Annotated in this window: 28 protein-coding genes; 13 read left to right on the top strand and 15 right to left on the bottom strand. The window is 58.3% G+C overall.

Translation table 11 applies throughout. The annotated features are described in order from the left end of the window. Positions 1 to 13: 13 nt before the first annotated feature. Together ACR0AW_RS00375 and ACR0AW_RS00370 are read left to right on the top strand one after the other, a co-directional pair. Positions 14 to 619 carry an inner membrane-spanning protein YciB gene (locus ACR0AW_RS00375; RefSeq protein WP_170393548.1) on the top strand — a complete coding sequence of 202 codons (606 nt, stop codon included), beginning with the start codon at positions 14 to 16 and terminating at the stop codon, positions 617 to 619. A 109-nt stretch (positions 620 to 728) separates the two neighbouring features. Next, the gene (locus ACR0AW_RS00370) at positions 729 to 1,397 is read left to right on the top strand and encodes a Crp/Fnr family transcriptional regulator (protein WP_170393550.1); all 669 of its coding nucleotides are present in this window, start codon (positions 729 to 731) and stop codon (positions 1,395 to 1,397) included. Positions 1,398 to 1,626: 229 nt separating this feature from the next. On the opposite strand, the gene ACR0AW_RS00365 is transcribed toward ACR0AW_RS00370, so the two are convergent. The 6 genes from ACR0AW_RS00365 to rpiA form a co-directional block, all read right to left on the bottom strand. Then, a complete protein-coding gene (locus ACR0AW_RS00365; RefSeq protein ID WP_480438850.1) occupies positions 1,627 to 3,069 on the bottom strand; it encodes a Do family serine endopeptidase in 1,443 nt (480 codons plus the stop codon). Between the two features lie 179 nt (positions 3,070 to 3,248). Then, the gene (locus ACR0AW_RS00360) at positions 3,249 to 3,443 is read right to left on the bottom strand and encodes a DUF2065 domain-containing protein (protein ID WP_170393554.1); all 195 of its coding nucleotides are present in this window, start codon (positions 3,441 to 3,443) and stop codon (positions 3,249 to 3,251) included. Next, entirely contained in the window at positions 3,443 to 4,339 is an 897-nt protein-coding gene (gene hflC / locus ACR0AW_RS00355; RefSeq protein ID WP_170393556.1) for a protease modulator HflC, read from the bottom strand. The genes ACR0AW_RS00360 and hflC overlap by 1 nt, the downstream gene beginning before the upstream one ends. Further along, complete coding sequence (gene hflK, locus ACR0AW_RS00350) at positions 4,339 to 5,481, bottom strand: FtsH protease activity modulator HflK (RefSeq protein ID WP_170393723.1); 1,143 nt, start codon at positions 5,479 to 5,481, stop codon at positions 4,339 to 4,341. The genes hflC and hflK overlap by 1 nt, the downstream gene beginning before the upstream one ends. Positions 5,482 to 5,553: 72 nt before the next feature. Beyond that, positions 5,554 to 6,912: a glutathione-disulfide reductase gene (gene gor, locus ACR0AW_RS00345; RefSeq protein ID WP_170393558.1), complete on the bottom strand. Its 1,359-nt coding sequence runs from the start codon at positions 6,910 to 6,912 to the stop codon at positions 5,554 to 5,556. A gap of 129 nt (positions 6,913 to 7,041) precedes the next feature. Next, entirely contained in the window at positions 7,042 to 7,827 is a 786-nt protein-coding gene (gene rpiA / locus ACR0AW_RS00340) for a ribose-5-phosphate isomerase RpiA (RefSeq protein WP_170645840.1), read from the bottom strand. A gap of 167 nt (positions 7,828 to 7,994) precedes the next feature. Between rpiA and ACR0AW_RS00335 the strand changes: the two genes are divergently transcribed. From ACR0AW_RS00335 to ACR0AW_RS00320, 4 genes are read left to right on the top strand one after another with little or no spacing between them, the layout of a single operon-like run. After that, complete coding sequence (locus ACR0AW_RS00335) at positions 7,995 to 8,696, top strand: glutathione S-transferase family protein (protein ID WP_170731862.1); 702 nt, start codon at positions 7,995 to 7,997, stop codon at positions 8,694 to 8,696. Between the two features lies 1 nt (position 8,697). Next, positions 8,698 to 10,071 carry an L-serine ammonia-lyase gene (locus ACR0AW_RS00330; RefSeq protein WP_170731860.1) on the top strand — a complete coding sequence of 458 codons (1,374 nt, stop codon included), beginning with the start codon at positions 8,698 to 8,700 and terminating at the stop codon, positions 10,069 to 10,071. Positions 10,072 to 10,098: 27 nt separating this feature from the next. Continuing rightward, complete coding sequence (locus ACR0AW_RS00325; RefSeq protein ID WP_170510657.1) at positions 10,099 to 10,515, top strand: GFA family protein; 417 nt, start codon at positions 10,099 to 10,101, stop codon at positions 10,513 to 10,515. Between the two features lie 45 nt (positions 10,516 to 10,560). Beyond that, positions 10,561 to 11,475, top strand: coding sequence for a DMT family transporter (locus ACR0AW_RS00320; protein WP_170731858.1), 915 nt, complete (start codon positions 10,561 to 10,563; stop codon positions 11,473 to 11,475). Here ACR0AW_RS00320 and ACR0AW_RS00315 read toward each other — a convergent pair. After that, positions 11,420 to 12,127 (bottom strand): thiamine diphosphokinase, encoded by a 708-nt coding sequence (locus ACR0AW_RS00315; RefSeq protein WP_170645837.1) that lies wholly within the window; start codon positions 12,125 to 12,127, stop codon positions 11,420 to 11,422. The genes ACR0AW_RS00320 and ACR0AW_RS00315 overlap by 56 nt on opposite strands. A gap of 120 nt (positions 12,128 to 12,247) precedes the next feature. Between ACR0AW_RS00315 and ACR0AW_RS00310 the strand changes: the two genes are divergently transcribed. Then, a complete protein-coding gene (locus ACR0AW_RS00310) occupies positions 12,248 to 13,936 on the top strand; it encodes a hypothetical protein (RefSeq protein WP_170731857.1) in 1,689 nt (562 codons plus the stop codon). 98 nt (positions 13,937 to 14,034) lie between these two features. Here ACR0AW_RS00310 and ACR0AW_RS00305 read toward each other — a convergent pair whose 3' ends face one another. The 6 genes from ACR0AW_RS00305 to nthA form a co-directional block, all read right to left on the bottom strand. Continuing rightward, positions 14,035 to 14,742 (bottom strand): YfaZ family protein, encoded by a 708-nt coding sequence (locus ACR0AW_RS00305; protein ID WP_170404917.1) that lies wholly within the window; start codon positions 14,740 to 14,742, stop codon positions 14,035 to 14,037. Between the two features lie 79 nt (positions 14,743 to 14,821). After that, positions 14,822 to 15,064, bottom strand: a complete 243-nt coding sequence (locus ACR0AW_RS00300; protein WP_170731856.1) for a DUF2842 domain-containing protein — start codon at positions 15,062 to 15,064, stop codon at positions 14,822 to 14,824. Beyond that, complete coding sequence (locus ACR0AW_RS00295; RefSeq protein ID WP_170393577.1) at positions 15,064 to 16,356, bottom strand: adenylosuccinate synthase; 1,293 nt, start codon at positions 16,354 to 16,356, stop codon at positions 15,064 to 15,066. Before ACR0AW_RS00295 ends, ACR0AW_RS00300 begins: the two co-directional genes overlap by 1 nt. Positions 16,357 to 16,576: 220 nt before the next feature. Further along, positions 16,577 to 16,906: a nitrile hydratase accessory protein gene (locus ACR0AW_RS00290; RefSeq protein ID WP_170510675.1), complete on the bottom strand. Its 330-nt coding sequence runs from the start codon at positions 16,904 to 16,906 to the stop codon at positions 16,577 to 16,579. After that, on the bottom strand, positions 16,903 to 17,580 hold the full coding sequence (gene nthB, locus ACR0AW_RS00285) for a nitrile hydratase subunit beta (RefSeq protein ID WP_170731853.1): 678 nt from the start codon (positions 17,578 to 17,580) through the stop codon (positions 16,903 to 16,905). The genes ACR0AW_RS00290 and nthB overlap by 4 nt, the downstream gene beginning before the upstream one ends. Continuing rightward, positions 17,577 to 18,191 carry a nitrile hydratase subunit alpha gene (gene nthA, locus ACR0AW_RS00280; protein WP_170511094.1) on the bottom strand — a complete coding sequence of 205 codons (615 nt, stop codon included), beginning with the start codon at positions 18,189 to 18,191 and terminating at the stop codon, positions 17,577 to 17,579. The genes nthB and nthA overlap by 4 nt, the downstream gene beginning before the upstream one ends. Positions 18,192 to 18,342: 151 nt before the next feature. Between nthA and secG the strand changes: the two genes are divergently transcribed. The 6 genes from secG (at position 18,343) to ACR0AW_RS00250 (ending at position 22,708) form a co-directional block, all read left to right on the top strand. Continuing rightward, complete coding sequence (gene secG / locus ACR0AW_RS00275) at positions 18,343 to 18,711, top strand: preprotein translocase subunit SecG (protein WP_010439184.1); 369 nt, start codon at positions 18,343 to 18,345, stop codon at positions 18,709 to 18,711. Positions 18,712 to 18,870: 159 nt separating this feature from the next. Next, positions 18,871 to 20,514 (top strand): CTP synthase, encoded by a 1,644-nt coding sequence (locus ACR0AW_RS00270; protein WP_170393584.1) that lies wholly within the window; start codon positions 18,871 to 18,873, stop codon positions 20,512 to 20,514. A gap of 102 nt (positions 20,515 to 20,616) precedes the next feature. After that, positions 20,617 to 21,393, top strand: coding sequence for an isocitrate lyase/PEP mutase family protein (locus ACR0AW_RS00265; RefSeq protein WP_170393586.1), 777 nt, complete (start codon positions 20,617 to 20,619; stop codon positions 21,391 to 21,393). A gap of 71 nt (positions 21,394 to 21,464) precedes the next feature. After that, on the top strand, positions 21,465 to 21,758 hold the full coding sequence (locus tag ACR0AW_RS00260) for a DUF1330 domain-containing protein (RefSeq protein WP_170563411.1): 294 nt from the start codon (positions 21,465 to 21,467) through the stop codon (positions 21,756 to 21,758). Positions 21,759 to 21,799: 41 nt separating this feature from the next. Next, positions 21,800 to 22,249: a tellurite resistance TerB family protein gene (locus ACR0AW_RS00255; RefSeq protein WP_170393590.1), complete on the top strand. Its 450-nt coding sequence runs from the start codon at positions 21,800 to 21,802 to the stop codon at positions 22,247 to 22,249. Positions 22,250 to 22,270: 21 nt separating this feature from the next. Beyond that, on the top strand, positions 22,271 to 22,708 hold the full coding sequence (locus ACR0AW_RS00250) for a tellurite resistance TerB family protein (RefSeq protein ID WP_170393592.1): 438 nt from the start codon (positions 22,271 to 22,273) through the stop codon (positions 22,706 to 22,708). A gap of 31 nt (positions 22,709 to 22,739) precedes the next feature. Here the strand turns inward: ACR0AW_RS00250 and ACR0AW_RS00245 are convergent, their stop codons facing one another. Next, on the bottom strand, positions 22,740 to 23,318 hold the full coding sequence (locus ACR0AW_RS00245; RefSeq protein WP_170731852.1) for a disulfide bond formation protein B: 579 nt from the start codon (positions 23,316 to 23,318) through the stop codon (positions 22,740 to 22,742). Positions 23,319 to 23,327: 9 nt separating this feature from the next. Beyond that, the gene (locus ACR0AW_RS00240) at positions 23,328 to 23,483 is read right to left on the bottom strand and encodes a DUF5993 family protein (protein WP_223118239.1); all 156 of its coding nucleotides are present in this window, start codon (positions 23,481 to 23,483) and stop codon (positions 23,328 to 23,330) included. Between the last annotated feature and the right edge of the window lie 299 nt (positions 23,484 to 23,782).

Genomic DNA, 23,782 nt, shown 5'->3' with positions numbered 1-23,782 from the left:
GCAGGTTGGAATCATGGCAGAGAAAAAAGACATCAACCCATTCCTCAAACAGGTACTGGAACTTGGCCCCCCACTGGCCTTCTTCTTCATTTACCTGCGCCTGCGTGATGACAATTTCGTGATCGGCGGCACCGAGTATTCTGGGTTCATCGTCGCCACCATCCTGTTCGTGCCGCTGATGCTGGCTGCCATGGGCATCCTCTGGTACCTGACGGGCAAACTCAGCCGGATGCAGATTTTCACCGCATTCATGGTGATTTTCTTCGGCGGCCTCACCGCGTGGTTCAATGACGAGCGGTTTTTCAAGATGAAAACAACGCTGGTCTATGGCTTCTTTTCCGCCATCCTCGGGATCGGGCTTTTGCAGGGGAAATCCTACCTGGCATATGTTCTGGACGAGATGCTACCCATGCAGCACGAGGGCTGGATGATCCTCACCCGGCGTCTGTGTGCCTGTTTCGCAGTACTGGCCGCAGCCAATGAATTGGTCTGGCGCACGATGTCAACGGACCTATGGGTCAAGATCGAAACCTTCGGCTTTCCCATTGCCTTGATGGCGTTTCTGATGATGCAGTTCAACCTGCTGCAAAGCTATATGGATGATCCCGACAAGCAATAACTGTTCTTGCCCAAGCGTAACAAGCTAACAAAATTTCTTGGCTTAAGCTTGAAGCTGTGAAAAGTTGGGTCACCACCCGCACCACTCAACCCCGGAGATCAGCGCCCGAATGATGGCATTTCCCAACAGTGGATTCCTGTCCGAAGCCTCTGAAGAGCTGCGCACCATGCTGGCAGCCCAGGCCACCGAAGTCACATTGGATCGGGGCGATGTCCTGTTCGAGCAGGACGATGAAGGCGATGCGCTCTATGCCATTCTTTCCGGTGCGCTCGAAGTGTCATTTCTTGCGTCGAGCGGGCGCAAGCTTTCTCTCAGCATGATGCGCCCAGGTGAGGTGTTCGGGGAAATCGCGTTGTTCGATAGCGGTCCCCGCACCGCAACCGTAACAGCAGCTGAGCCCTCCAAAGTCCTGCGCGTTCGCCAGAAAGACATGATGGCGCAGATCCGGGAACATCCTGACCTTGCGGTGGATCTGATCCGCTTGGCCGGTCTTCGCATGCGTTATATGGGCGCTCAATTGAACGAGCAGGTATTCCTGCCGATGCCGATCCGACTGGCGCGCAAGCTTTTGCACCTGGCAGGACAACAGGACAGCCCAACGGCACGTATCACGCTTTCGCAAAGCGAATTGGCCGAATTTGTCGGTGCGACGCGTGAGGCAGTGTCAAAGACCATTTCGACATGGAAACGCGACAATGTCGTCGAAGCTTCGCGCGGCGGGCTGCAGATCCACGACTTTGACGCGCTGCGGCAACTGGCCGAATCCGATTTAATCTAAATTTTCGGCACAGATGTGATCCGCTTCACATACGCAGCTTTAAGATTGCCCTAAGGTCAATCCCGTTACCGTAGGAGGTCGGTTTTATCATCCCCGATATCTGTCCACCGACCTCTCCCTGTACAGAGCCATATGCCTTCCCCGGCATATGGCTTTTTTCTTAACGAAGTATGAAAAAGGCCGGGAAAATATCCCGACCTTCTAATTTCGGATCTGTTCGCTGAGTTTATTATTCTAGGCTCAGCGCTACGAACCGGGGTTCCCCGCCCCGCCGCACCAGCAGCAACAGAGATTTGCGTCCTGCTTCACGCGCCTCATCCATCCGCGTCTCCAGATCAGTGGTCGAAGTCACCTTCTGCTGCCCTGCCTCAGTGATAAGATCACCGGCGCGCAGACCCTTTTCAAAGGCTTCCGAGGATTCATCAACATTGGTCACCAACAATCCTTCGGCATCGGCATCCAGACCCAATTCCTCGCGCTGGCTATCCCCCAGCGGAGCGATGGTCAGGCCAAGAATATCCTTGTCTTCCTCCGTCGGCGTTTCGGCTTCCGGCTCTTCACCGTTCTCGGCACGTTCGGCGTCTTCGCGGCGGCCCAGCGTCACCAGCACGGTCTGGGTGCCTCCATCACGGTGCACGACCACACGCACAGATTTGCCAACGGTGGTCTCTCCCACCTGCCGCACAAGGCCGCGTGTATCCTCGACCTCGACGCCATCAAAGCTGATGATCACGTCTCCGGCCAGCAGGCCCGCTTCTTTTGCCGGGCCGTCCGGTACATCGCTGATCAACGCACCTCCGGGTTTGTCCAGCCCCATCGCCTCGGCCATATCCTCGGTCACGTCCTGAATGCGCACGCCCAGCCAACCGCGGCGGGTCTCCCCGAACTCACGCAGTTGATCAACGACCTTGATCACCACGTTCGAAGCCATCGAGAAACCAATCCCGATCGAGCCGCCATTGGGCGACAGGATCGCAGTATTTACGCCGATCACCTCGCCATTCATGTTGAACAGCGGCCCACCCGAGTTGCCCCGGTTGATCGCAGCATCGGTCTGGATGTAGTCATCATATGACCCGCTCAGCGCCCGATTCCGGGCCGAGATAATCCCTGCTGACACCGAAAAGCCCTGCCCCAGCGGGTTCCCCATCGCGATCACCCAATCGCCCACGCGGGCAATGTCGCTGTCACCGAACTGCACGTATTTCAGCGGCCCTTCCGCCTCGACTTTCAGCAGCGCGATGTCGGTCTTTTCGTCCCGGCCGATTACCTTGGCAACCAAATCTTTCGCGGGCTGGCCATCACCGGGAAAAAACTCGACCAATATCTCATCGGCTTCGGCAATCACGTGATTGTTGGTGACGATATAGCCGTCTTCCGAGATCACGAAGCCCGAGCCCAGCGCATTGCTGCGACGTGGACGATTTTCATTGTCCCCACCATTGCGATCCTGAAACTCTCGGAAAAAGTCTTCGAATGGTGAGCCCTCTGGCACGATCCCTTGCGGGCCAGTCTGGCCTTCGATCAGCGTCGACGTGGTGATATTGACCACCGCAGGGCTAATCTGTTCAGCCAGCGGTGCCAGGCTGTCACCCCGCGCCTGCGCGGACACAGATTGAGCCAAAACCAGCAGCACCCCCACTAACGTCAGCCACATCAGCCGCATCTTCATAACAAAATCGTCCCGTCGGACGGACACACTGCGCGCCTTAGCCTGCACTTGGGGTCTCCTTGTTGACTAGTTCTCTATTGGCATCACCCGGATGCCCTTCTTTGCAACCAATGTAGTCAGTTTGTCCCGGCCCGCAACTCGGGATCGCGGGGAAATCACCGGTGCGTGAAACCATCGCATCAAAAACCGACCTGATATGCGCCCCACAGCAGCACCAGCCCACTGACCACACAAAGCAGCCCGACCAGCCGCCGCGCCTGTTCCGGCAACGCGCGCAGCGCCTCAAGCATGCGTTCAATAAGCGAAGGGGCCAGCGCATAGGCCAGCCCCTCGACAATCAGTACCAGCCCGAAGGCCAGAAGGATCATGCCCATCACTCAGCGGCCGCAGCTGCCGGTGCCCGACGCCCGGTCGGAGAAGCAAGGTAGTTGAAGAACTCCGAGTCCGGGCTCAGGATCAACGAGCTGTTGCTGCCTTGCAGGGCATTCTCATAGGCGGTCAGCGAACGGTAGAATTCAAAGAACTCCGGATCGGCACCATAGGCTTCGGCGAAGATCGCGTTGCGTTCGGCATCTGCCTCACCGCGAATGATCTCGGCCTCACGGTTGGCGTCGGAAACCAGTTCAACCACGGTCCGGTCGGCCTGCGCGCGCACACGCTGCGCGGCTTCGTTACCGCGGGCGCGTTCGTCGGTCGCTTCACGTTCACGTTCTGCCTTCATCCGGTCAAACGTCGCCTCAAGGTTGGCCTGCGGCAGATCGGTCGCCTTCAGACGCACGTCGATTACGTTCACGCCCAGCGCACGTGCCTGTGCAATCGCGCTGTTGCGGATACGCAGCATCAGTGCGGCACGATCCGAGCTGAGGATGTCACGGGACGAAACCGAACCCAGTACTTCGCGGGTTTCGGCGCGCAGGATGCGGTCCAGACGATCCTCGGCAACCGGGATACCGCCGACACCAACGGCCTGACGGAACTGTTCCAGATCAGAAATCCGGTAGCGTGCGAAGGCATCGACCACCAGACGACGATCGTCCAGAGGCGTCACTTCCAGCGGCTGAACGTCAATCGACAGGATACGGTCGTCATACCGCACCACTTCCTGAATCAGCGGGATTTTGAATGCCAGCCCCGGATCTTCCTTAACCGCAACAACGCGACCAAATTGCAGAACCAGAGCGCGTTCACGCTCGTCCACGATGAAGATCGAGGACAGAACACCGACTATCGCAAGAAAGATGATCGGCAGAATAAACGTTGTCTTACGCATCAGTTGCTCTCCCCTGCAGGGTTACGGCGCAACTCGTTGAGCGGCAGATAAGGCACAACGCCCTGCCCCGATCCTGTCGAGTTTTCATCCAGAATGATCTTGTCCACGTCACCCAGCACCTGCTCCATGCGTTCCAGATACAGACGTTTGCGGGTCACATCAGGTGCTTTGGAATATTCCTCCAAAACCGCGCTAAAGCGGCTGGCTTCACCCTGTGCACCGTTGATCTGCTGGGCACGATAAGCTTCAGCCTCTTCCAGTACCTGCGCGGCTTCACCACGCGCCTCAGCGAGAACGCGGTTGGCATAGGCGTCAGCGACGTTCTGCAACCTGTCACGCTCCTGCGCGGCGGCCTGAACGTCGCGGAACGCGGCAATCACGTCCTGCGGTGGGTCAGCCTTGTCAAAGTTCACACGAACGATGTTCACACCCGAATCGTAGCTGTCCATTGTCTCTTGGATCAGTTCCTGCAGGCGATCAGCAATGATACCGCGATCCCGGTTCAGGATCGGCGCAAGTTCGCTCTGCGCAATAATCTCACGCATCGCCGATTCAGACACGGCGCGGATCGTCTGGCGCGGATCACGCAGGTTGAACAGGAATTTCGCCGGGTCGTTGATGTTCCAGACAACCTGATAATCGATATCAACCACATTCTCGTCACCGGTCAACATCAGACCATCGTCGCTGCCACGAGCACCGCCCATGTCTTCGTTCTGTTCGCGGGTCACCGGAATGACCTCGGCGGTTACAAACGGCCACGGGGCAAAATTCAGGCCCGGATTTCCCACAGCCGAGAATTCGCCCAGAAACAGTTCGACGGATTGTTCTTCCGGTTTGACGGTATAGAAGCTCGCCAAACCCCAAAGACCAGCCGCAACAAGCAGACCAATCGCAACGGTTCCCTTAGTAAACGCGGGGCCACCGCCGCCGCCCGAACCATTTGTACCACGGCCACCGCCGCCACGACCGCCCATCAGGACGCGCAGCTGTTCCTGGCCCTTTTTCATCAGCTCATCGATCTCGGGGATCTGCGGGCCGTCACCTTCGGGGGGCTTGCGCCCATCCCCGTTGTTACCCCGATTTCCTCCGCCTCCGGATGAGCCTCCGCCCCCCCAGGGGCCGCCGCTGTTGCCCGCCATATGTATCTTTTCCCTTGTGTTGGACCGTGTGATCACGGGTTCCCTTGTAACGTGTGTGCGCGCGCTTGCAAATCAAGCCGTGCGCACAGGTTGCCGCATTGTCACCAGTTCTTCGGCCATCACCGGATGAACTGCAACCGTACGGTCGAAATCTTCTTTGGTGGCACCCATCTTTACGGCAATTCCGGCAAGTTGGATCATCTCACCCGCGCCCGGCGCAACGATGTGACAGCCGAGGATTTTCCGCGTCTCTTGCGACACGATCAGCTTCATCAGCACGCGCTGTGTGCCTCCGGCAAACGCCTTCTGCATGGGCTTGAATGAGGTCGCATAAACCTCAATCGGTTCCTGTTCCGCAGCCGCTTCCTCGCTGAGGCCCACAGTACCCATTTCCGGCTGGGTAAAGATCGCGGTCGGGATCAGTTCGTGATCAACGGGCGTTGGATTGCCTTTAAAGACGGTCTCGACAAAGGCCATGCCTTCGCGGATCGCCACAGGGGTCAGGTTCACCCGATCCGTTACATCGCCAATGGCAAAGATCGAGGGCACGCCGGTCTGGCTGTACTCATCCACGATGATCTCACCCTTGCGACCGCGCGCGACGCCCAAAGCCTCAAGCCCCAGATCATCCGCATTCGGCGCGCGACCCGTGGCATACATCACAACGTCGAATAGCTGCTCGGAGCCATTTGTGGCCTTCACCCAGATTTTGTCGCCTTGCTTTTTCATCTCAAGCACGTTGGTACCCAGATGCAGGTCGATCCCGTTCTGGCACATCTCTTCACTGATCAGCCCGCGCGCCTCATCATCAAAGCCCCGCAGAATCTGCGCCCCGCGATAGAACTGAGTCGTTTTGACCCCCATCCCATTCATGATCCCGGCAAATTCACAGGCGATATATCCACCGCCAACGATCAGCATGGATTCGGGCAGTTCCTCCAGGTGGAAAATCTCATTCGAGGTGATCGCAAGATCAGATCCGGGGAACTCGGGTACAACCGGACGACCGCCCGTTGCGACAAGAATATGCTTGGCTGTCTTGCGGGTACCATCAGCCAGTTCCACCGTATGCGGATCAACGACATGGGCGCGCTGGTCAAAACTCTCGACACCATTGTTCTTCAGGATATTGCGGTAGATACCTTCCAACCGATCGAGCTCTGCGTGCAGCTTAACTTTGAAAGTGTTCCAGTTGAACGCACCCGGCTGCATGTCCCAGCCATAAGCCTGCGCGTCCCCGACCGTATCCGCGAACTCGCTAGCGAAAACCATCAGCTTCTTGGGTACACAGCCACGGATCACGCAGGTTCCGCCGTAACGATCCTCTTCCGCCAGAGCCACCTTGGCGCCGTTTTCACCCGCCGCGACCCGTGCCGCGCGAACTCCGCCCGAGCCGCCTCCGATGACGAACAGATCATAGTCAAAGCTCATGTACGAGTTCCTTTTATTCCGCGTGTCCAAAATTCACTGGATATCTGGGCGCAAATCCTGAACTGCCAACCCCTGACGCGGGAAATAGTGATTTTTCTTCTGCAGTTTATCGCGGCACTTGCCTGATCTTTAGTCCGCCAGATCGGAAAACAGGTTGTCCCCGCCGTCGCCCAGCATATCGGTCAGGACCGTACCCTCATTGATATCACGCAATTCGACCCGGCCATCGCCATAACCAATGACAACCTTGTCGCAAATATCAATGAACAGCCCATTTTCGACCACACCCGGGATCTGATTCATCACCAGTGCCAGTTGGCGGGCATTGCCGATCCGCTTGAGATGCAGGTCCAGAATGTGATTGCCCTCATCTGTAACCTTGGGCGCCTCACCGTTCATGCGCAAAGTGACCGAGGTGCCCAGCACATCCATTGTGTCCAGCGCCTCTTCAATCAGGGTGCGGGTGGTCTGCCAGCCGAACGGGATCACCTCGACCGGCAAAGGGAATGCGCCCAGCGTCTCAACCTCTTTGCCTGCATCCGCGATCACCACCATCTGATCGCTGGCTGTGGCCACAATCTTTTCCTGCAACAGCGCAGCACCACCGCCCTTGATCAGGTTGAACTCGCCATCGAACTCATCCGCGCCGTCGATTGTCAGGTCCAACCAGCCGGCCTGATCCAGCGAGACGACCTCGATCCCTTCTTCCCGCGCCAATTGCGCCGTCGCGGTCGAGGTCGGAACGCCCTTGATTTTCAACCCCTCATCGCGCACCCGTTCACCCAGGCGGCGCACCAACCACGCGGCGGTCGAGCCTGTCCCCAATCCCACACGCATCCCGTCCTGAACAAGATCGGCGGCGCGACAGGCAGCAACGTATTTCGCTTTGTCGATGGGCGACAAATCTCTGGTCATGGCAGCTTCCCCCAAGAATACAGCCAGACTTATACGGAATGCCCCGCGCAACTGCGAGAGGCAAAACACTCCGCACCTGTGTTAACATGTCGCTGAAATACGCGTTTCCGATAGGAAACGTCGCAATCAGCCTCTATTGTGATCGCCAGACCCCCTAGATAGTCGCCATGGAATCGCCATACCGCCTGCACTACGCCCCCGACAACGCCTCGCTGGTGATCCGACTGGCGCTAGAAGAGATGGGCCTGCCCTATGAGACCATACTGGTCGATCGCGCCCGCTATGCACAGAATAGTGCGCCGTATCGGGCGTTGAATCCGAACGGGCTGATTCCGGTGCTGGAGACGCCCCAGGGTCCGATCTTCGAGACCGCCGCAATCCTGCTGTGGCTGGCTGATACGCATGGGCAATTGGCCCCGACACAGGTCAGCCCTGATCGGGCGGCATTCCTGAAGTGGCTGTTCTTCGCCTCAAATACCCTGCATGCCGATCTGCGAATCCTGTTCTATGCCGAGAATTACATCGCGGCAGATCAGGCCGATACACTACGCTCCGGCATCCGCCCGCGGCTGCGGCAGCACCTGAAACTGCTGGATGCTCAGGCCCAAAAAGCGCCCGACTGGTTCAGTGCTGATCACCCTTCAGTCCTGACGATATATGTCGCCTGCATGATGCGCTGGATGGCGCTTTATCCCGCTAAGGCGGACCGCAGCTGGTATCAACTCGCCGACACGCCTTATCTGCAAAAAATCCTGGTGCAGCTAGAATCAAACCCGTCGACCCGCGCAGCTATTGCCGCCGAGGGGCTGGGGGTCACTCCCTTCACCTCGCCGACCTACGCCAACCCTCCAGAAGGCTCAGCTACCTGATATGTTTCTCTCTGTCTTCGATATGTTCAAAGTGGGCATCGGCCCATCTTCTTCCCACACCATGGGTCCGATGGTGGCCGCCGCACGGTTCCTTGACCTGATGCGCGCCTCGCCGTTCGAGTTTTCGGGCCTGCGCGGCTCGTTGCACGGCTCGCTGGCCTTTACCGGCGTCGGCCACGCCACCGACCGCGCTACCATTCTGGGCCTCGCCGGGTTTGTGCCCGACACCTATGACAACGACAAGGCCGAAGCCACACTGGCAGCTATCGCAGAATCCCATACGGTGACACCCGAAGGCCTGCCGACGCTGAGCTTTGATCCCAAAGCCGATCTGATCTTCGACTACGACAACAATCTGCCCGGTCATGCCAATGGTATGATCCTGATGGCCACTGACGCACAAGGCGATGTCATCCTGCGTCAGGTCTACTACTCCATCGGTGGAGGATTTGTTCTTACGGAAGAGGAATTGGCCGAAGGCAAGGCAACTGACGAAGGTGCGTCTGTGCCCTTCCCGTTCAAATCCGCCGCCGAAATGCTGCAAATGGCCAAAGACAACGGTAAAAGCATCGCTCAGATGAAGCGCGAAAATGAGATCGCGCGCGGTTGCGCGGATAGCTTTGCCAAAGGCACCGCGCGTCTTTGGCAGGTCATGAATGACTGCATCGAGCGTGGGCTAAAAACGGATGGCATCCTGCCCGGTGGTCTCAGCGTGCGCCGCCGCGCCAAAGGCATTCACGATGCCCTGCTGGCGGAACGCGGCATGAACCTGAATGCCCCGCATACGATCAACGACTGGATGAGCGTCTACGCCATGGCCGTGAACGAGGAAAACGCAGCCGGTGGGCAAGTTGTCACCGCCCCCACAAATGGCGCGGCGGGCGTGCTGCCATCAGTTCTGCGCTACTACCTCGATCACGTGCCCGGCGCGTCCGAAAGCCATGTCGAGGATTTCCTGCTGACCGCCGCCGCCATCGGTGGTCTGGTCAAGTTCAACGCTTCGATCTCGGGCGCTGAAGCGGGCTGTCAGGCCGAGGTTGGCAGCGCGTCAGCCATGGCTGCGGCAGGCATGTGCGCCGTGATGGGCGGTACGCCTGAGCAGGTTGAAAACGCCGCCGAGATCGCGTTGGAACATCACCTTGGCATGACCTGCGACCCAGTCGCGGGCCTTGTGCAGGTGCCGTGTATCGAGCGTAACGGATTGGGCGCGATCAAGGCCGTCTCGGCAGCCTCGCTGGCCCTGCGTGGCGACGGCAAGCACTTTATGCCTTTGGACGCGGCCATTGAAACGATGCGCCAGACCGGTGAAGATATGCACGAGAAATACAAGGAAACATCTTTGGGCGGGTTGGCCGTCAACGTGCCGAACTGCTGATCTGACAGCAAGAACAAGTGGGGTGACATGCGCGGACATTGCCTGTGCGGCAAGATTGGATACGAGGTTGACCCTCCGGTTCTGTCCTGTGTCACCTGCCATTGCGATAGCTGCCGTCGCCAATGCGCCGCTCCGATGACCACCTATTTCGGCGTGCGCGACGGCAATTGGCGCTGGATCGGGGAAGAACCGAAACGCTTCAACTCCTCCCCCGGGGTCGAGCGCAGCTTTTGTCCCCATTGCGGCACACCGATATCCTTCCGGTCGACGGTGATGTCGGATGTGATGCATCTCTACGTCGCGACACTGGAAAATCCCGAAGTACTCAGTCCGACCTTGCATGTCGCGCACGAGGAAAAGCTTAGCTGGCTGCAGCTTGGTGACGGCCTGCCCACCTGCATCGGCCCGGATTACACCAAAGTCCAACCCCTGCCCGACACCTGAGATCAGAGCTTCCCCCTCTGCCGCGAAACCGCTAGCGTCGCGCACATGACTCAGGATCGCCCCGTTCTCGGCATCACATTGATGCTCGGTTTTTGCGTGCTCGCACCGCTGGGTGACGGGATGGCAAAGCTGTTGGGTGAAACCACAGCTTTGGGACTGCTGGTACTGGTTCGGTTTGCTGTTCAGGCGATGATCTTGATCCCACTGATCGCGATGACCGGCAAGCCATGGAAGATGACGCCGCGCGTTTTGCGCCTGACGATGATCCGCACCCTTCTGCACATCATTGGGATCGCAGCGATGTTCACAGCGCTGCAATATATGCCGCTGGCCGATACCGTGGCCATCGCCTTTGTAATGCCCTTCATCATGCTGCTTTTGGGCAAATACGTTCTGGGCGAACAGGTCGGCCCCCGTCGTTTGATCGCCTGTGTCGTGGGATTCATTGGCACCTTGCTGGTGATCCAGCCCAGCTTTGCTGAGGTCGGCGCGCCCGCCTTGCTGCCCCTGATCGTTGCGGTGGTCTTCGCCCTGTTCATGTTGGTTACGCGGCAGATCGCCAAGGAAACAGACCCGGTTGCACTGCAGGCGGTATCGGGGGCCATGGCTACCGTCTTTTTGCTTCCGATTGTCCTGCTGGGTTCCCAGATCGGCCTGCCAGCAAAGTCCCTGACGATACCCACGGCCGAGACGCTCTGGCTGCTACTGGGGATCGGTGTGCTGGGCACCTTGGCGCATCTGCTGATGACATGGTCTCTGCGCTATGCGCCGTCTGCGACTCTGGCCCCGATGCAATATCTAGAGATTCCGGTCGCCACCCTGATCGGCTGGCTGATCTTCCACGATCTGCCAAACGGGCTGGCCGCGCTGGGCATCGGCATCACCATCGCCGCCGGGCTCTACGTTATCCTGCACGAGCGGGCCAACGCTCGGTCCGGCCCGACTGAAACGCCTGCATGACCTGATCCAACGCCGCGCGCGGCAGGATCGTCAGCAACCCGGGTCCATCGACCTCAAGCGTTAGCGCGCCTAGCGCTCGGTTTGAGGTTCCGACCTGCCCGTCCGGTTCTAGCACCAGATCATCAATCGGCCATTCCAGCCCCTCGCTGCGCCCGGTCACCCGCCGCAGCGGAAACAATGAAACCGTGTCTCCTACTGTGAGCTCCAGACTGATCCTGGGTGGCGCATGAAAGACAATTTCTCGTGCGCCCAACAGGACACAAGGCCGATCCTGCAACCGAACCAGAGTATTGAACGCCACCAACTGATGATCCACCCGCGCGCCCAGAAATCCTGCTGCCAGCACCACAGGCGCATCCATATTGCGCAGCGCCTTGTCAAAATCGGTGCTGTTCTGCTCGGATATCCGGAACAACCGATCCTTGGGAATCCGGGCCCGATATTCTGCCGTAATCGAGTCCAAATCGCCGATCACTGCGTCCGGCATCCGTCCCGAATCAATCAACGCAGCCGCACCGCCATCCGCCGCAACGGCAGAATTGACGCGATTTAGCACCAGATTCACATCCTCTGAACAGATTTCGCCCCCACCAAACAGCCCGATTGGCCCGCCAGAGCGAACAATTGCCCCATTTTCCACAAGATTGACCATATTTTCCAGTTTTGGACATAATGAAACCACAAAATGATAGCTTCATGGCTAGAGTTTCGAGTCGGTTGCCCCTGCTGTGTCTGGTAGTCGACCTGGTAGTTTGTAAAGGACATGCGTCTGATGGTACAGAACAACAAGGTACTCACCGTTTCATACGGCACCTTCTCGTGCACCCTCGAAGGTTTTGACGATTCATTTGAAACAATGAAGGCGATCGCCGAGTATTTCCGGGACCTTGCAGCGGATGACCGATACTTCGGATCGGAACCCCCTCAGCCTGACGCCGAGATGCTGACCCGGATCGCACAGCGGGACGCCGCACAGAAGGTTGAAGCCAGCCAGAACGAGACCGGCCTGTTGCTGCGCGCAACGGAAGCCGCCCCGGTTGCAGCACCGACCCCCGCTGCAATTGCGCCAGCCACAACACCTGAACCTGTTCAGCCTGTCGCGGATGTTGTTCCCCCTGCTCCGTCTGCTCCGCAATCCGACGATGCCCCCGCCGCTGACAGTATCGCAGCCAAGCTGCAGCGAATCCGGGCTGTTGTTTCGCATTCCGATGCTGCCCCTGCCGGATACTCTGAAGACGAAGACGTCAGCTATCTGCAGCCTGTGAAGCCAAAGGTCGATGCAATCTCTGCCGCTTTTGAGTCCGGCGCGCTGAGCCCGGCCGATCTGGAAGACACTGCTACGGACGACGCTCCGGCAACGGCCCCGCAGGTCGAACAGCCTGCCGAACCCGAGCAAATGGCAACGATTGCCGAGCTGCCGGTTGAGGACGAAGAACCACTCGCGCCTGCCGCTATCGAGCAGGACGAAGTCGAAGCAGCCCCGATCATCTCACCGGCGATCACTGCCGAACTTGAAGACGAGGACGAAGCGCCCGAACAGCCGTCGGCCGATGTCACGGACAAGGACGTGTTGTTCTCGGACCTCGACGACGAATCTGAAACTGAAGACGAAGGCCCGTCAAACATCCTGAATGGCCAGGACGACACCGACGAAGACGACACCGACGAAGATGAAACATCACCGGATCTTACCGGCCTCACCCATGGCGTCATCTCGGCCGAGGATGAGGCGCTGCTGCTTGACGAAATGGCGCTGGTAGAATCCGAGCTGGCGGCAAACACGACGGCTGAGCTGCCCGATATGACGGGTTTGGATCAGGACGTATCGCGCCTGATGGACGAAGCGGGCGCCCATATGGATGATCCTGCCACCAGCGGCCAGCGCGAAACATATTCTCACCTGCGCACTGCCGTTGCTGCAACCGAAGCAGACCGCGAAGATGGCGCAGACAAATCTCAGACCCCCGAGGATGATTATCGCGGTGATCTGGCCTCGGTCGTCAATCCACGCCGACCCGAGATCGAGGTCACCAGTGAACGCCCCACCCCGGATGCTGCCGCACCATTGAAACTGGTGGCTGAACAGCGGGTGGATACCGAAACGGCTGACACCGGCCCGGTGACACCGCGCCGTGTCACCTCGGCGGACGAGGAATCTGCAGATGAAGAAGGTGGTTTTGCAGCCTTTGCGCAAGAACAGGGTGCCCAATCACTACTCGACCTGCTGGAAGCTGCCGCGGCTTATCTGTCCTTCATCGAAGGTCAGGAGCAGTTCTCACGTCCACAGCTGATGAACAAAGTTCGCTCGCTCAAGCAGGAATCGTTCAACCGCGAAGAAAGCTTGCGCTCATTCGGTCAGTTGCTGCGGGACGGCAAAATCGAAAAGGCCGGAGGTGGCCGTTTTGCCGCCTCAACCCAAATCGGGTTCCGCCCGAACGACGACGAGCGTGCCGCTGGCTGACTCCAAGATCCCCAAATACCCCCTCAAGACAAAATTGGGCCAGAGGAAACTCTGGCCCTTTTTCGTTCCGTGGCTGGCAGCCAAAAAGCCAATCAAGTTCAGAAGTTGAACGCCAGCGCCACGTAAGGGCCGGTCAGGATCAGATCAATCACATCGCGCCCGTCTTCAAACTCAACATCCAGATGGCGATACCCGCCCGCAACGTTGATATTCTCACGCCACTTCCAACTAGCCTGCACCAGCGCCTCCCACTGGAATTCCGAGCCATAACCGAAGCCGCCGATATTGCCCATCGCTGTGAGGCTCCAGCGGTCATTCAGCGCGTAGTTATAGCGTGCGCCGATCAACGGGTCGGTCCAGCTTTGATCTGTGCTGAAGGTGCGATCCAGCACGGTGGTCGAAACATCCAGGTCCCAATGGCGCAGCCCGGCCAACGCTTCCAACCGTGACCGATCATCCTGATAGACCGCATAGCTGGCCGCCAGTGAGACCATCGTGCCCTCAAGATCCCAACTGGCTGCATCGTCAAACCGACCGACCGAGACATCGTCACCCAAATTGAGATAATTGAACTCACCACCAATGGTCCAACGCCCATTTCGGGCCTGACCAGCGATCAGGAACGCGCCCTTCAGAATGTCGAAGATCGAGGTATCCCCGTTCACCGGCGGGTTTGGTCCCACGTCCAGTGAGGTTCTGAATTCCGGCCCCCAGAAATAAGGCGCAATGGTATAGCGCCAATCATCGGCCTGAGCGCTGCTCGCGATACATGTTGTGGTAACCGCCGCTAATACCCGGTTTTTCATGCCCTATCTGCCTCTGGTTGCCGCTATAGAAAGTTGCAAACATCGTGCCACGCAGAAGACACCAAGACAATCGGGCGGCTTAGCTTTGATCTTGATCCGGGTCCTCTTTGCCCACCCCGCGGAAGACAAATTTGAACGGCAACGCCCAGACAATGCCAAGCGCGACATATACCAGAAGTTCCAGCCAGATCGGCGGGCGATCCAGCCAGTTCACGATTGTCACAACCGCAACGATATAGATGGGGAGCCCGATCAGCAGCAGCACCAATGACCACCGCCGACGTGCCTTATAGCTGAGGCCGGGTTTGTCGTTTCTGCTCATCAATCTGCAAACGGGTCGGTCACCAGAATGGTGTCCTCCCGCTCCGGGCTGGTGGACAAAAGGGCGACCGGACATTCGATCAATTCCTCGACGCGGCGCACGTATTTGATCGCGTTCGCAGGCAAGTCTGCCCAACTGCGCGCGCCTTCGGTGGATTCGCTCCAGCCCGGCATCTCTTCGTAAATCGGCGTGCAACGTGCTTGCTGGTCGGCGGCGGTCGGCAGATAGTCCAGACGATCGCCATCCAGCTCATACCCGACACAAATTTTCAGCGTCTCGAACCCGTCCAATACATCCAGTTTGGTCAGGGAGATGCCGTTCACGCCGCTGGTCGCGCAGGTTTGGCGTACCAGACAGGCATCGAACCAACCACAACGGCGTTTGCGCCCCGTCGTGGTGCCGAACTCATGCCCCCGTTCGCCCAGGCGTTGGCCATCTTCGTCGTCTAATTCGGTTGGGAAAGGCCCCTCACCCACGCGGGTCGTGTACGCCTTGACGATGCCCAAAACGAAGTCGATCGAACCCGGCCCAATCCCAACGCCTGTCGAGGCCTGGCCCGCAATTACATTCGACGATGTCACAAACGGATAGGTCCCGAAATCGATATCCAGCAGCGCACCCTGTGCGCCTTCGAACAGGATTCGCTTGCCTGCCTTGCGCTTCTCGTTCAGCACCTTCCACACCGGTGCTGCGAAAGGCAAAATCTGCGGCGCGATCTCTTTCAACTGCGCAATCAACGCGTCACGATCAATAGGTTCCAACCCCAGCCCATTGCGCAGCGCATTGTGATGGACCAGAGCCCGATCGACCCGCAGCGCCAGCGTCGCATCATCAGCCAGATCAGCCACCCGGATTACACGCCGACCAACCTTGTCTTCATAGCATGGACCGATCCCGCGACCGGTCGTGCCGATCTTGGCCACCGAGTTCTGGCTTTCGCGCGCACGATCCAGCTCGCCATGGAACGGTAGGATCAGCGGGGTGTTCTCGGCAATCATCAGCGTCTCGGGCGTGATATCGACACCCTGCGCGCGGATGGTACCGATCTCTTTGATCAGGTGCCAAGGGTCCAGAACGACCCCATTACCGATCACGCTCAGCTTTCCACCGCGTACCACGCCCGAAGGTAGCGCATGCAGTTTGTAAACCTCACCCTCAATGACCAGCGTGTGCCCGGCATTATGTCCACCCTGAAAACGCGCGATCACATCCGCTCGCTCACTGAGCCAGTCGACGATCTTGCCTTTTCCTTCGTCGCCCCACTGGGCGCCGACAACAACCACGTTGGCCATATCCGGTCCTTTTGCGCTGAATATTCAAACCCGGCTCATATAGCCGGGCACAGACGGCAGGGAAACCGATATTTCGCCGCAGATACAAATCGTGCCGCTCGCGATGCCTCCGGTGGAGGTGATTTTGGCCAGATGAAGAGCGGATCCCCTGCTTCATCTGGCCAAAAGTACCTCGGGGGAGTCGCCCGGACGGGCGGCGGGGGCAGCGCCCCCTCTGCTTTTAGCGCAATTGTACGGGATGACCGTGGGGTGTTGTCAGGTAAGCCTCTTCCCATGCATTGCGAAGATCCTGGACATCATCAGTGGGCGCTTCCCCCTGCTCAGCCAGCAGCGCCTCCAAGGTCTCCAACCAAGCGTGAAAGTAATCGTCCCCACCATCCAGATCTTTTTTGAGGCCGTTCCGTTTCAAAGTATTGGAAAACCGTTCCGCCCAGTCCGGCCAATCAAACCGGCCCGCTTCGTTCAAGGCCACTGTGACCGCAAAAACCTGCGCGTGCCAGGGCTCGGCAAAAATCGGCTCGGGGGCTGAGTGAGTGATACAATCGCTCATGCGGGCTCCAAATAAGACTGCCAGAGGTCCAGCACGACTTCATCCGCCGGGTGCTCAGGGTTTGCCCAAAGTTCTGAGGCGGGAAACACGACCGCGTAGAGCGGCTCAGGGGCTTCACCCAACCCATGGGCGTTGGAATCCGGCAGGACATGAGTGCCATGCAGCCTGAGGATGCGACCCGTTGCACCCGCGGCATAGATCGGCAACCGGGTATGGCCGCCATCAACCAGTCGATTGGCGCTCTGGCCCAATGCTCGGACTGCTTGTCCGGCTTGAAACCGAACTTCGACGTTCGACGGGCGATCTGCGGGTCCACCTTTGGCCAAAGCGCCTGCGACGGCGTCAGCCTTCAGGGTACGCTCAGTCAGAGGATGAACACCATCCCCGTCAACACCGCGCAAATCATCAAGCGTCAGGACACCCTTTTCGACCAGAAGATCAGCCAGACCAGACATCCATTTCTCATAGTAAGAAAACCGCGCGTAGTCCGTAGGAGACAGTTTTTCACGCGCGTGGCGTGAAACATCGATGTTCCATTGCCCCAGAAACCCCGCAGCGAGCGTTACCGCCAGCGCCCTACCGTGCCAGTCTTCGGCAAACACCGGCGCGTCTTCGGGTTCCGGGTTCACCGGACCATCACCAAAGCGCCCTCCCATATCATGTACGCGCGTCATGACGGCACCTTGGGTAGCCCAGTGCCGATCATGCTGTCGCGGGTGACCAGCGCCGCCAATTCGTCCGCGTTCAATCCTTCTGTGCCCTCTGGGCGCATCGGCAGGACGAGGTAACGAATTTCGGCCGTCGAATCCCAGACGCGAACCGATGTACCTTCGGGCAAGGTAACACCAAACTCAGACAGGACCTTGCGCGGCTCTCGCACGGCGCGGGCGCGGTAGGCGTCAGATTTGTACCAGCCGGGTGGAATTCCTAGCAGCGGCCACGGGTAACAGCTGCACAAGGTGCAGACGACCATGTTGTGCTGTTCAGGCGTGTTCTCGACGACCACCATATGCTCACCCTGACGACCGTAATAGCCCAGATCCGCCACGACTGATGTGGCGTCTGCCAGCAGTGAGGCTTTGAAATCGGGATCACTCCAAGCCTTTGCAACAACATGCGCGCCGTTCTGTGGCCCTATCTTGTTCTGATAAGTATCGATGATTTCATCCAGCGCTGCAGGATCAATCAGACCCTTGCGGGTCAGAATCGTCTCAAGCGCTTTGACGCGCAGCGCGGGTTCGGGAGGCAACAGGGCGTGCGGGTGGTCGTGATCATCATGTGGCATGAGGCGCAGCCTGCGCGACAGCACAGCGCTCTGTCCAGTCTCTTTGGTGTGATATGAAACATCACCGCACGTGATGCCAACTCGTGACTTGCCCCCGCTGGCAAACTTGCATAAGTACCACGCGATACACGCCACGCTGTACAGGACCACCATGGAAAACGTCGTTCTCATCATCCACCTTCTTCTGGCCTTGGGCCTGATTGTCGTTGTGCTGATGCAACGTTCCGAAGGCGGCGGCCTTGGCATGGGTGGCGGTGGCGGCGGGGCCATGACGGGCCGCGCGGCAGCAACGGCGTTGGGCAAGCTGACATGGATCCTGGCCGCGTGCTTTATCGTCACCTCGATCACGCTGACGATTCTGGCGGCCCAGAAATCTTCTGGCAGCTCGGTGATTGACCGTTTGGGCGTGCCTGCCCCGGCCCCGGCTGAGGAAAGCGCTCCGGCAGTCCCATCGGCAGATGAATTGTTGCCGCCGGCGCAAGGCGACAATGCTCCGCTGATCCCGCAGGCGGCCGACTAAGCCACAAAACCTAGAAAATCATAAGGGAACTGCAACAGCATCTTGCGGTTCTCTTGCGCTATGTGCGCGAATCCTTTATACGTGAAGTCCCGTGATGCAGCGGTTTTTTCGAACCGCCGGGCAGCTAATAATGACGTCTCACGGGAGCAGCCGAAAAACATGGCGCGTTTTATTTTCATCACTGGTGGTGTGGTTTCGTCCTTGGGCAAAGGACTGGCTTCGGCGGCGTTGGGATCGCTGTTGCAGGCCCGGGGATATTCGGTGCGTCTGCGCAAGCTGGACCCCTATCTAAACGTCGATCCGGGCACCATGTCGCCCTTCGAACATGGCGAAGTATTCGTTACCGATGACGGCGCTGAAACCGATCTGGACCTTGGCCATTACGAACGCTTCACCGGTGTGGCGGCACGCAAGACCGACTCGGTCAGCTCGGGGCGGATTTATTCCAACGTGCTGGAGAAAGAACGCCGTGGAGATTACCTCGGCAAAACCATTCAGGTGATCCCGCACGTCACGAATGAGATCAAGGATTTCATCGCGATTGGCGAGGATGAAGTTGATTTCATGCTCTGTGAAATCGGCGGCACCGTAGGTGATATTGAGGGCCTGCCCTTCTTTGAAGCGATCCGCCAGTTCAGTCAGGACAAGCCGCGCGGTCAGTGTATCTTCATGCACCTGACGTTGCTGCCCTATATCAAAGCCTCGGGCGAGTTGAAAACCAAGCCAACCCAGCATTCGGTGAAAGAGTTGCGCTCGATCGGTCTAGCCCCCGACATTCTGGTCTGCCGGTCCGAGGGACCGATTCCAACCAAAGAACGCGAAAAGCTGGCCCTTTTCTGCAATGTCCGCCCTGACAGCGTGATTGCCGCACAAGACCTCAGCACCATCTACGACGCCCCGCTGGCCTATCACCGTGAAGGTCTGGATCAGGCGGTTCTGGACGCATTCCAGATCAGCCCGGCCCCCAAGCCCGATCTGGCCAAATGGGAAGACGTCAGCGACCGCATTCACAACGCCGAAGGCGAAGTGAAAGTAGCCATCGTCGGCAAATACACCCAGCTTGAAGATGCCTATAAGTCAATTGCCGAGGCCCTGACCCATGGCGGCATGGCCAACCGCGTCCGCGTCAAGATCGAGTGGGTCGATGCCGAGGTGTTTGACAACGAAGACGCCGCACCTCATCTGGAAGGCTTCCACGCCATCCTGGTCCCCGGCGGCTTTGGCGAGCGTGGGACAGAAGGCAAGATCAAGGCCGCTCAATATGCGCGTGAACACAAAGTGCCCTATCTGGGCATCTGTCTGGGCATGCAGATGGCCGTGATCGAAGCCGCACGCAACGCGGCGGGAATCACCGAAGCCGGGTCCGAGGAATTCGACCACGAGGCTGGCAAAAAGCGTTTTGAACCCGTTGTTTACCACCTGAAAGAATGGGTGCAGGGCAACCACAAGGTCGAACGCAAAGTCGGAGACGACAAGGGCGGCACCATGCGTTTGGGCGCCTATGATGCGGTTCTGGCCGAAGGCTCGAAGGTCGCGGAAGTCTATGGCGGCACCCAGATTGAGGAACGCCACCGTCACCGCTACGAGGTCGACATCAAGTACCGCGACAAACTGGAAAAGGCAGGCCTGAATTTCTCGGGCATGTCCCCGGATGGTCGCCTGCCGGAAATCGTCGAATGGTCGGATCACCCATGGTTTATTGGTGTTCAGTATCACCCGGAACTGAAATCCAAACCCTTCGACCCGCACCCCCTGTTCCGCGAATTCGTGCGCGCCGCGAAAGACACCTCGCGTCTGGTCTGATCACGGGCCGATAACAGATTTGTACCAGTCGGCGCGAAATATCTTTACGCGCCGGCGGTTTGCACGGTTAACTGCCGCCATAGCAGCGACAGGAGACCGGCCATGACCGATCAGATTACCCAAGCAGAAACATTTGCCGCCCTGCACAAGAAGGGTGATCCGGTCATCCTCTATAACATTTGGGACCCCGGCAGCGCCGTCGCTGTACGCGATGCAGGGGCCAAAGCGCTGGCGACTGGCAGTGCTCCGGTCGCGATGGCGCAGGGGTTTTCGGACGGCCAGAACATCCCGTTTGAGTTGGCGTTAGACAACGCTCGCCGCATTGTCGAGGCGGTTGATATACCGGTCACCATGGACCTCGAAGGCGCTTATGCCGAGGATACTTTTGGCATATCGGCCAATGTCAAACGCGCGCTGGAAACCGGAGTAATCGGCTTTAACTTCGAAGATCAGGTCGTTGGAACTAAAGATCTTTATGACATTGAAACACAGGCAGCGCGTGTCGCTGCGATGCGCGAAAGCTGTGACGTGGCCGGTGTTCCCGCCTTCATCAACGCCCGCACTGACATCTTCCTCAAAGCCGCTCCGGACACGCATGATCAAGCGATGCTGGATGACGCCATGGCCCGCGCGGCAGCCTACGCCGATGCCGGAGCCAGCGGGTTCTTCGCGCCGGGCCTGAAAGACGAATCCATGATCGGCCAGCTTTGCGCGGCCACCGACTTGCCGGTCAACATCATCGCCCTGCCCGGCACGCCTGACACGCCGACGCTGGCGAAACTCGGCGTGGCCCGGATCAGCTATGGCCCGGTTCCCTATCGGCAAATGACCGCTTGGTTACAGGATTCAGCACGCGCCGCGCTGCAATCCGGTGGATGATCCACTTTTAGGGGATTGCATTTCAACCTGTTCCTCCGCACCTTGCATCCGATACCAGCGGAGGACACCTTGTGGCCAAAGGATACTGGGTTGCCCATGTCGATGTAGACGACATTGAAACCTACAAATCTTACATTGCTGCCAATGCGGCCCCATTCGCCGATTACGGAGCCAAGTTTCTTGTACGCGGCGGCGAGAGGAGCGAGCCCGAAGGCAAGGCTCGTGCCCGCACAGTTGTCATCGAATTTCCCAGCTATGAACAGGCGCTGGCCTGCTATGAAAGCGATGCCTATCAAGCCGCCAAGTCCTTGCGCGATCCGGTTTCGACCGGCGATCTTGTGATTATTCAGGGCTATGAGGGCTAGCACCGCTTGGCGCGCCTCGAATTACGGAATATCCTGCCGATATGTTGAAAAAATTCTTCCAGGCCTTTCGGCCACCGCAACATGACAAACTGCCCGATCCTGATGCCGAACTGGCCCTGGGGGCTTTGCTGGTACGTGTCGCGCAGGCCGACCGCGACTATAAGCTGGAAGAGATCAGCCTGATCGACCGCATTCTTGCGCGACTTTACCAGCACAATGCGATCGAGGCCGCCAAAGTCCGCGCCACCTGCGAAAAATTGCACGCAGCTGCTCCGGAAACAGATACATTCGGCAAACTGATCCGCGAAACGACCGATCTTCAGGAACGCTTGGCCGCGCTTGACGCCCTGTGGGAGGTCGTGCTGGCCGATGGCAACTCGGACGAGGGCGAGGTCAAGATCGTCGAAGAAGCCCGCATTGCCATGGGCCTCAGCTTCAACGACAGCAAAGCGGCACGCGAGCGGATACAAAGCCGCTTGGAAGCGACCTAGGCTGTCTCTATATAAACGCTTATGTTCAGTGATTTCCTGTCCCGGCTCACACAGCCGCAGCCCGACCCGCTTGTCGAAGATGATGCCCGTCTGGCCCTCACCGCCCTGTTGGTGCGTATCGCTAGGTCCGACAACGACTATGCCGATACCGAAATGGCCCGAATCGACCGCATCTCGGCCGAACGCTACGGCCTGTCGCCATTTGAGGCCGCAGCCCTGCGCGCCCGAGCCGAAGACCTTGAGGCCGAGGCGCCCGACACCGTCCGCTTTACTCGCGCCATCAAAGAGGCCATCGCCTATGACGACCGCCTGGCCGTTGTGCAGGCCATGTGGTCGGTCGCACTGGCGGACGGGCACCGCAGCGGTGAAGAGGATTCTCTGCTACGCCTTGTCGTCAGCCTGCTCGGCGTGAGCGATGTGGATTCGGCGCTTGCAAGACAAAAGGCGGCGAAGGTCTGATCAACCGGCAAGCCTTTGGGCGTTGTCAGCGCTATGAATCGCTGCCTTCAAGCTCATTCAGAAACTTGTAGTCCGTCGGTGGATCGTCACAGATGCCAGGCCCACACTCCAAAAGCGACGAACCAGCGTTCGCGACGGCCAATGCCAAAATCAGGAAAAACGCTGTTTTGGCCAATGTACTTCCTCCGAAGCGTTCGGTTGCCCGAACGTCCGACGCAAGATCATACTGCTTCTCGAATACCAGCATGATTGCGGTGCCAAGGATTATCAAACCAAACGCGACTCCCGCCCAGGTATAGAAGTGTAGGCCCAGAACCGGGGAGCCATAGTGCCCTGTTCCGGGCACGATATGCAGCAGAATCTGCCGGATCGAAACGCTGATCCCAAATATCGCTGCCACCAGCACGATGCCATAGTTTCTGGCGCGCGTACCCCATAACAGGTTCAGAGCAAGCCCGAACCCAACGGCCACGAATCCCACGCGTTGGAGCAAACATAACGGACAGGGCAGTTCATAAAGGACAAGCTGAAAGTAGAAGGCAAGCACCAGAACCAGGCAAACCGCCAGTGCACCAATCGCATTCATGTTACGAGCAAATTCAGGTGACATTGGACGACCTCACAGTTGAATCGTTAAGGGGGTCGTGGCGTGAAACTTCAGCCAGTAGGCACTCGCCAAAAGCGTCAGCACGAACAATGCGTATGAAATTCTGACCAGCTTAAAGTATGCCAGCACCATCGTGCCGGCGAACAATGCAAATAATAGCGCGATCACAAGAAGCCCCTTACGTGAATTGAATTCGTATATTTCAATCTTTAACTCAAAACGAATTATTCCCAAATTCAAACAGTTTTGGTGATTGGATCAAGCCAGTTCAATAAATTCGGTTTCGCTTAGGATCACCTCGGTTGATCCGTAATCCTGTGACCTGAATCTCTGGGCCGCAATCAAGAGATTGATCTGGCTGACCTGTCGATAATGGTGCATCGAGTCACAGAATGCGCCCAACAAACTGACAGTTTAGACAGCGCGACCGCCCGATTTGGCAATTTCGCTGCGTGAACTTGTCAATT

This window comes from Ruegeria sp. C5, from assembly GCF_056537605.1.
The sequence above is the reverse complement of the archived record's forward strand: the minus strand, read 5'-3'. Positions and strand labels throughout refer to the sequence as shown.

What these genes read in the sequence shown, in the direction of transcription:
- ACR0AW_RS00335 (WP_170731862.1), top strand. Translation starts at nt 7,995, where the DNA reads ATGGAATCGCCATACCGCCTGCACTACGCCCCCGACAACGCCTCGCTG.
- ACR0AW_RS00370 (WP_170393550.1), top strand. Translation starts at nt 729, where the DNA reads ATGATGGCATTTCCCAACAGTGGATTCCTGTCCGAAGCCTCTGAAGAG.
- ACR0AW_RS00270 (WP_170393584.1), top strand. Translation starts at nt 18,871, where the DNA reads ATGGCGCGTTTTATTTTCATCACTGGTGGTGTGGTTTCGTCCTTGGGC.
- ACR0AW_RS00325 (WP_170510657.1), top strand. Translation starts at nt 10,099, where the DNA reads ATGCGCGGACATTGCCTGTGCGGCAAGATTGGATACGAGGTTGACCCT.
- ACR0AW_RS00305 (WP_170404917.1), bottom strand. Translation starts at nt 14,742, where the DNA reads ATGAAAAACCGGGTATTAGCGGCGGTTACCACAACATGTATCGCGAGC.
- ACR0AW_RS00265 (WP_170393586.1), top strand. Translation starts at nt 20,617, where the DNA reads ATGACCGATCAGATTACCCAAGCAGAAACATTTGCCGCCCTGCACAAG.
- ACR0AW_RS00365 (WP_480438850.1), bottom strand. Translation starts at nt 3,069, where the DNA reads ATGAAGATGCGGCTGATGTGGCTGACGTTAGTGGGGGTGCTGCTGGTT.
- ACR0AW_RS00315 (WP_170645837.1), bottom strand. Translation starts at nt 12,127, where the DNA reads ATGGTCAATCTTGTGGAAAATGGGGCAATTGTTCGCTCTGGCGGGCCA.
- gor (WP_170393558.1), bottom strand. Translation starts at nt 6,912, where the DNA reads ATGAGCTTTGACTATGATCTGTTCGTCATCGGAGGCGGCTCGGGCGGA.
- nthB (WP_170731853.1), bottom strand. Translation starts at nt 17,580, where the DNA reads ATGACGCGCGTACATGATATGGGAGGGCGCTTTGGTGATGGTCCGGTG.
- ACR0AW_RS00300 (WP_170731856.1), bottom strand. Translation starts at nt 15,064, where the DNA reads ATGAGCAGAAACGACAAACCCGGCCTCAGCTATAAGGCACGTCGGCGG.
- hflC (WP_170393556.1), bottom strand. Translation starts at nt 4,339, where the DNA reads ATGCGTAAGACAACGTTTATTCTGCCGATCATCTTTCTTGCGATAGTC.
- ACR0AW_RS00310 (WP_170731857.1), top strand. Translation starts at nt 12,248, where the DNA reads ATGGTACAGAACAACAAGGTACTCACCGTTTCATACGGCACCTTCTCG.
- ACR0AW_RS00320 (WP_170731858.1), top strand. Translation starts at nt 10,561, where the DNA reads ATGACTCAGGATCGCCCCGTTCTCGGCATCACATTGATGCTCGGTTTT.
- rpiA (WP_170645840.1), bottom strand. Translation starts at nt 7,827, where the DNA reads ATGACCAGAGATTTGTCGCCCATCGACAAAGCGAAATACGTTGCTGCC.
- ACR0AW_RS00290 (WP_170510675.1), bottom strand. Translation starts at nt 16,906, where the DNA reads ATGAGCGATTGTATCACTCACTCAGCCCCCGAGCCGATTTTTGCCGAG.
- secG (WP_010439184.1), top strand. Translation starts at nt 18,343, where the DNA reads ATGGAAAACGTCGTTCTCATCATCCACCTTCTTCTGGCCTTGGGCCTG.
- ACR0AW_RS00245 (WP_170731852.1), bottom strand. Translation starts at nt 23,318, where the DNA reads ATGTCACCTGAATTTGCTCGTAACATGAATGCGATTGGTGCACTGGCG.
- ACR0AW_RS00360 (WP_170393554.1), bottom strand. Translation starts at nt 3,443, where the DNA reads ATGGGCATGATCCTTCTGGCCTTCGGGCTGGTACTGATTGTCGAGGGG.
- ACR0AW_RS00330 (WP_170731860.1), top strand. Translation starts at nt 8,698, where the DNA reads ATGTTTCTCTCTGTCTTCGATATGTTCAAAGTGGGCATCGGCCCATCT.
- hflK (WP_170393723.1), bottom strand. Translation starts at nt 5,481, where the DNA reads ATGGCGGGCAACAGCGGCGGCCCCTGGGGGGGCGGAGGCTCATCCGGA.
- ACR0AW_RS00375 (WP_170393548.1), top strand. Translation starts at nt 14, where the DNA reads ATGGCAGAGAAAAAAGACATCAACCCATTCCTCAAACAGGTACTGGAA.
- ACR0AW_RS00255 (WP_170393590.1), top strand. Translation starts at nt 21,800, where the DNA reads ATGTTGAAAAAATTCTTCCAGGCCTTTCGGCCACCGCAACATGACAAA.
- ACR0AW_RS00295 (WP_170393577.1), bottom strand. Translation starts at nt 16,356, where the DNA reads ATGGCCAACGTGGTTGTTGTCGGCGCCCAGTGGGGCGACGAAGGAAAA.
- nthA (WP_170511094.1), bottom strand. Translation starts at nt 18,191, where the DNA reads ATGCCACATGATGATCACGACCACCCGCACGCCCTGTTGCCTCCCGAA.
- ACR0AW_RS00250 (WP_170393592.1), top strand. Translation starts at nt 22,271, where the DNA reads ATGTTCAGTGATTTCCTGTCCCGGCTCACACAGCCGCAGCCCGACCCG.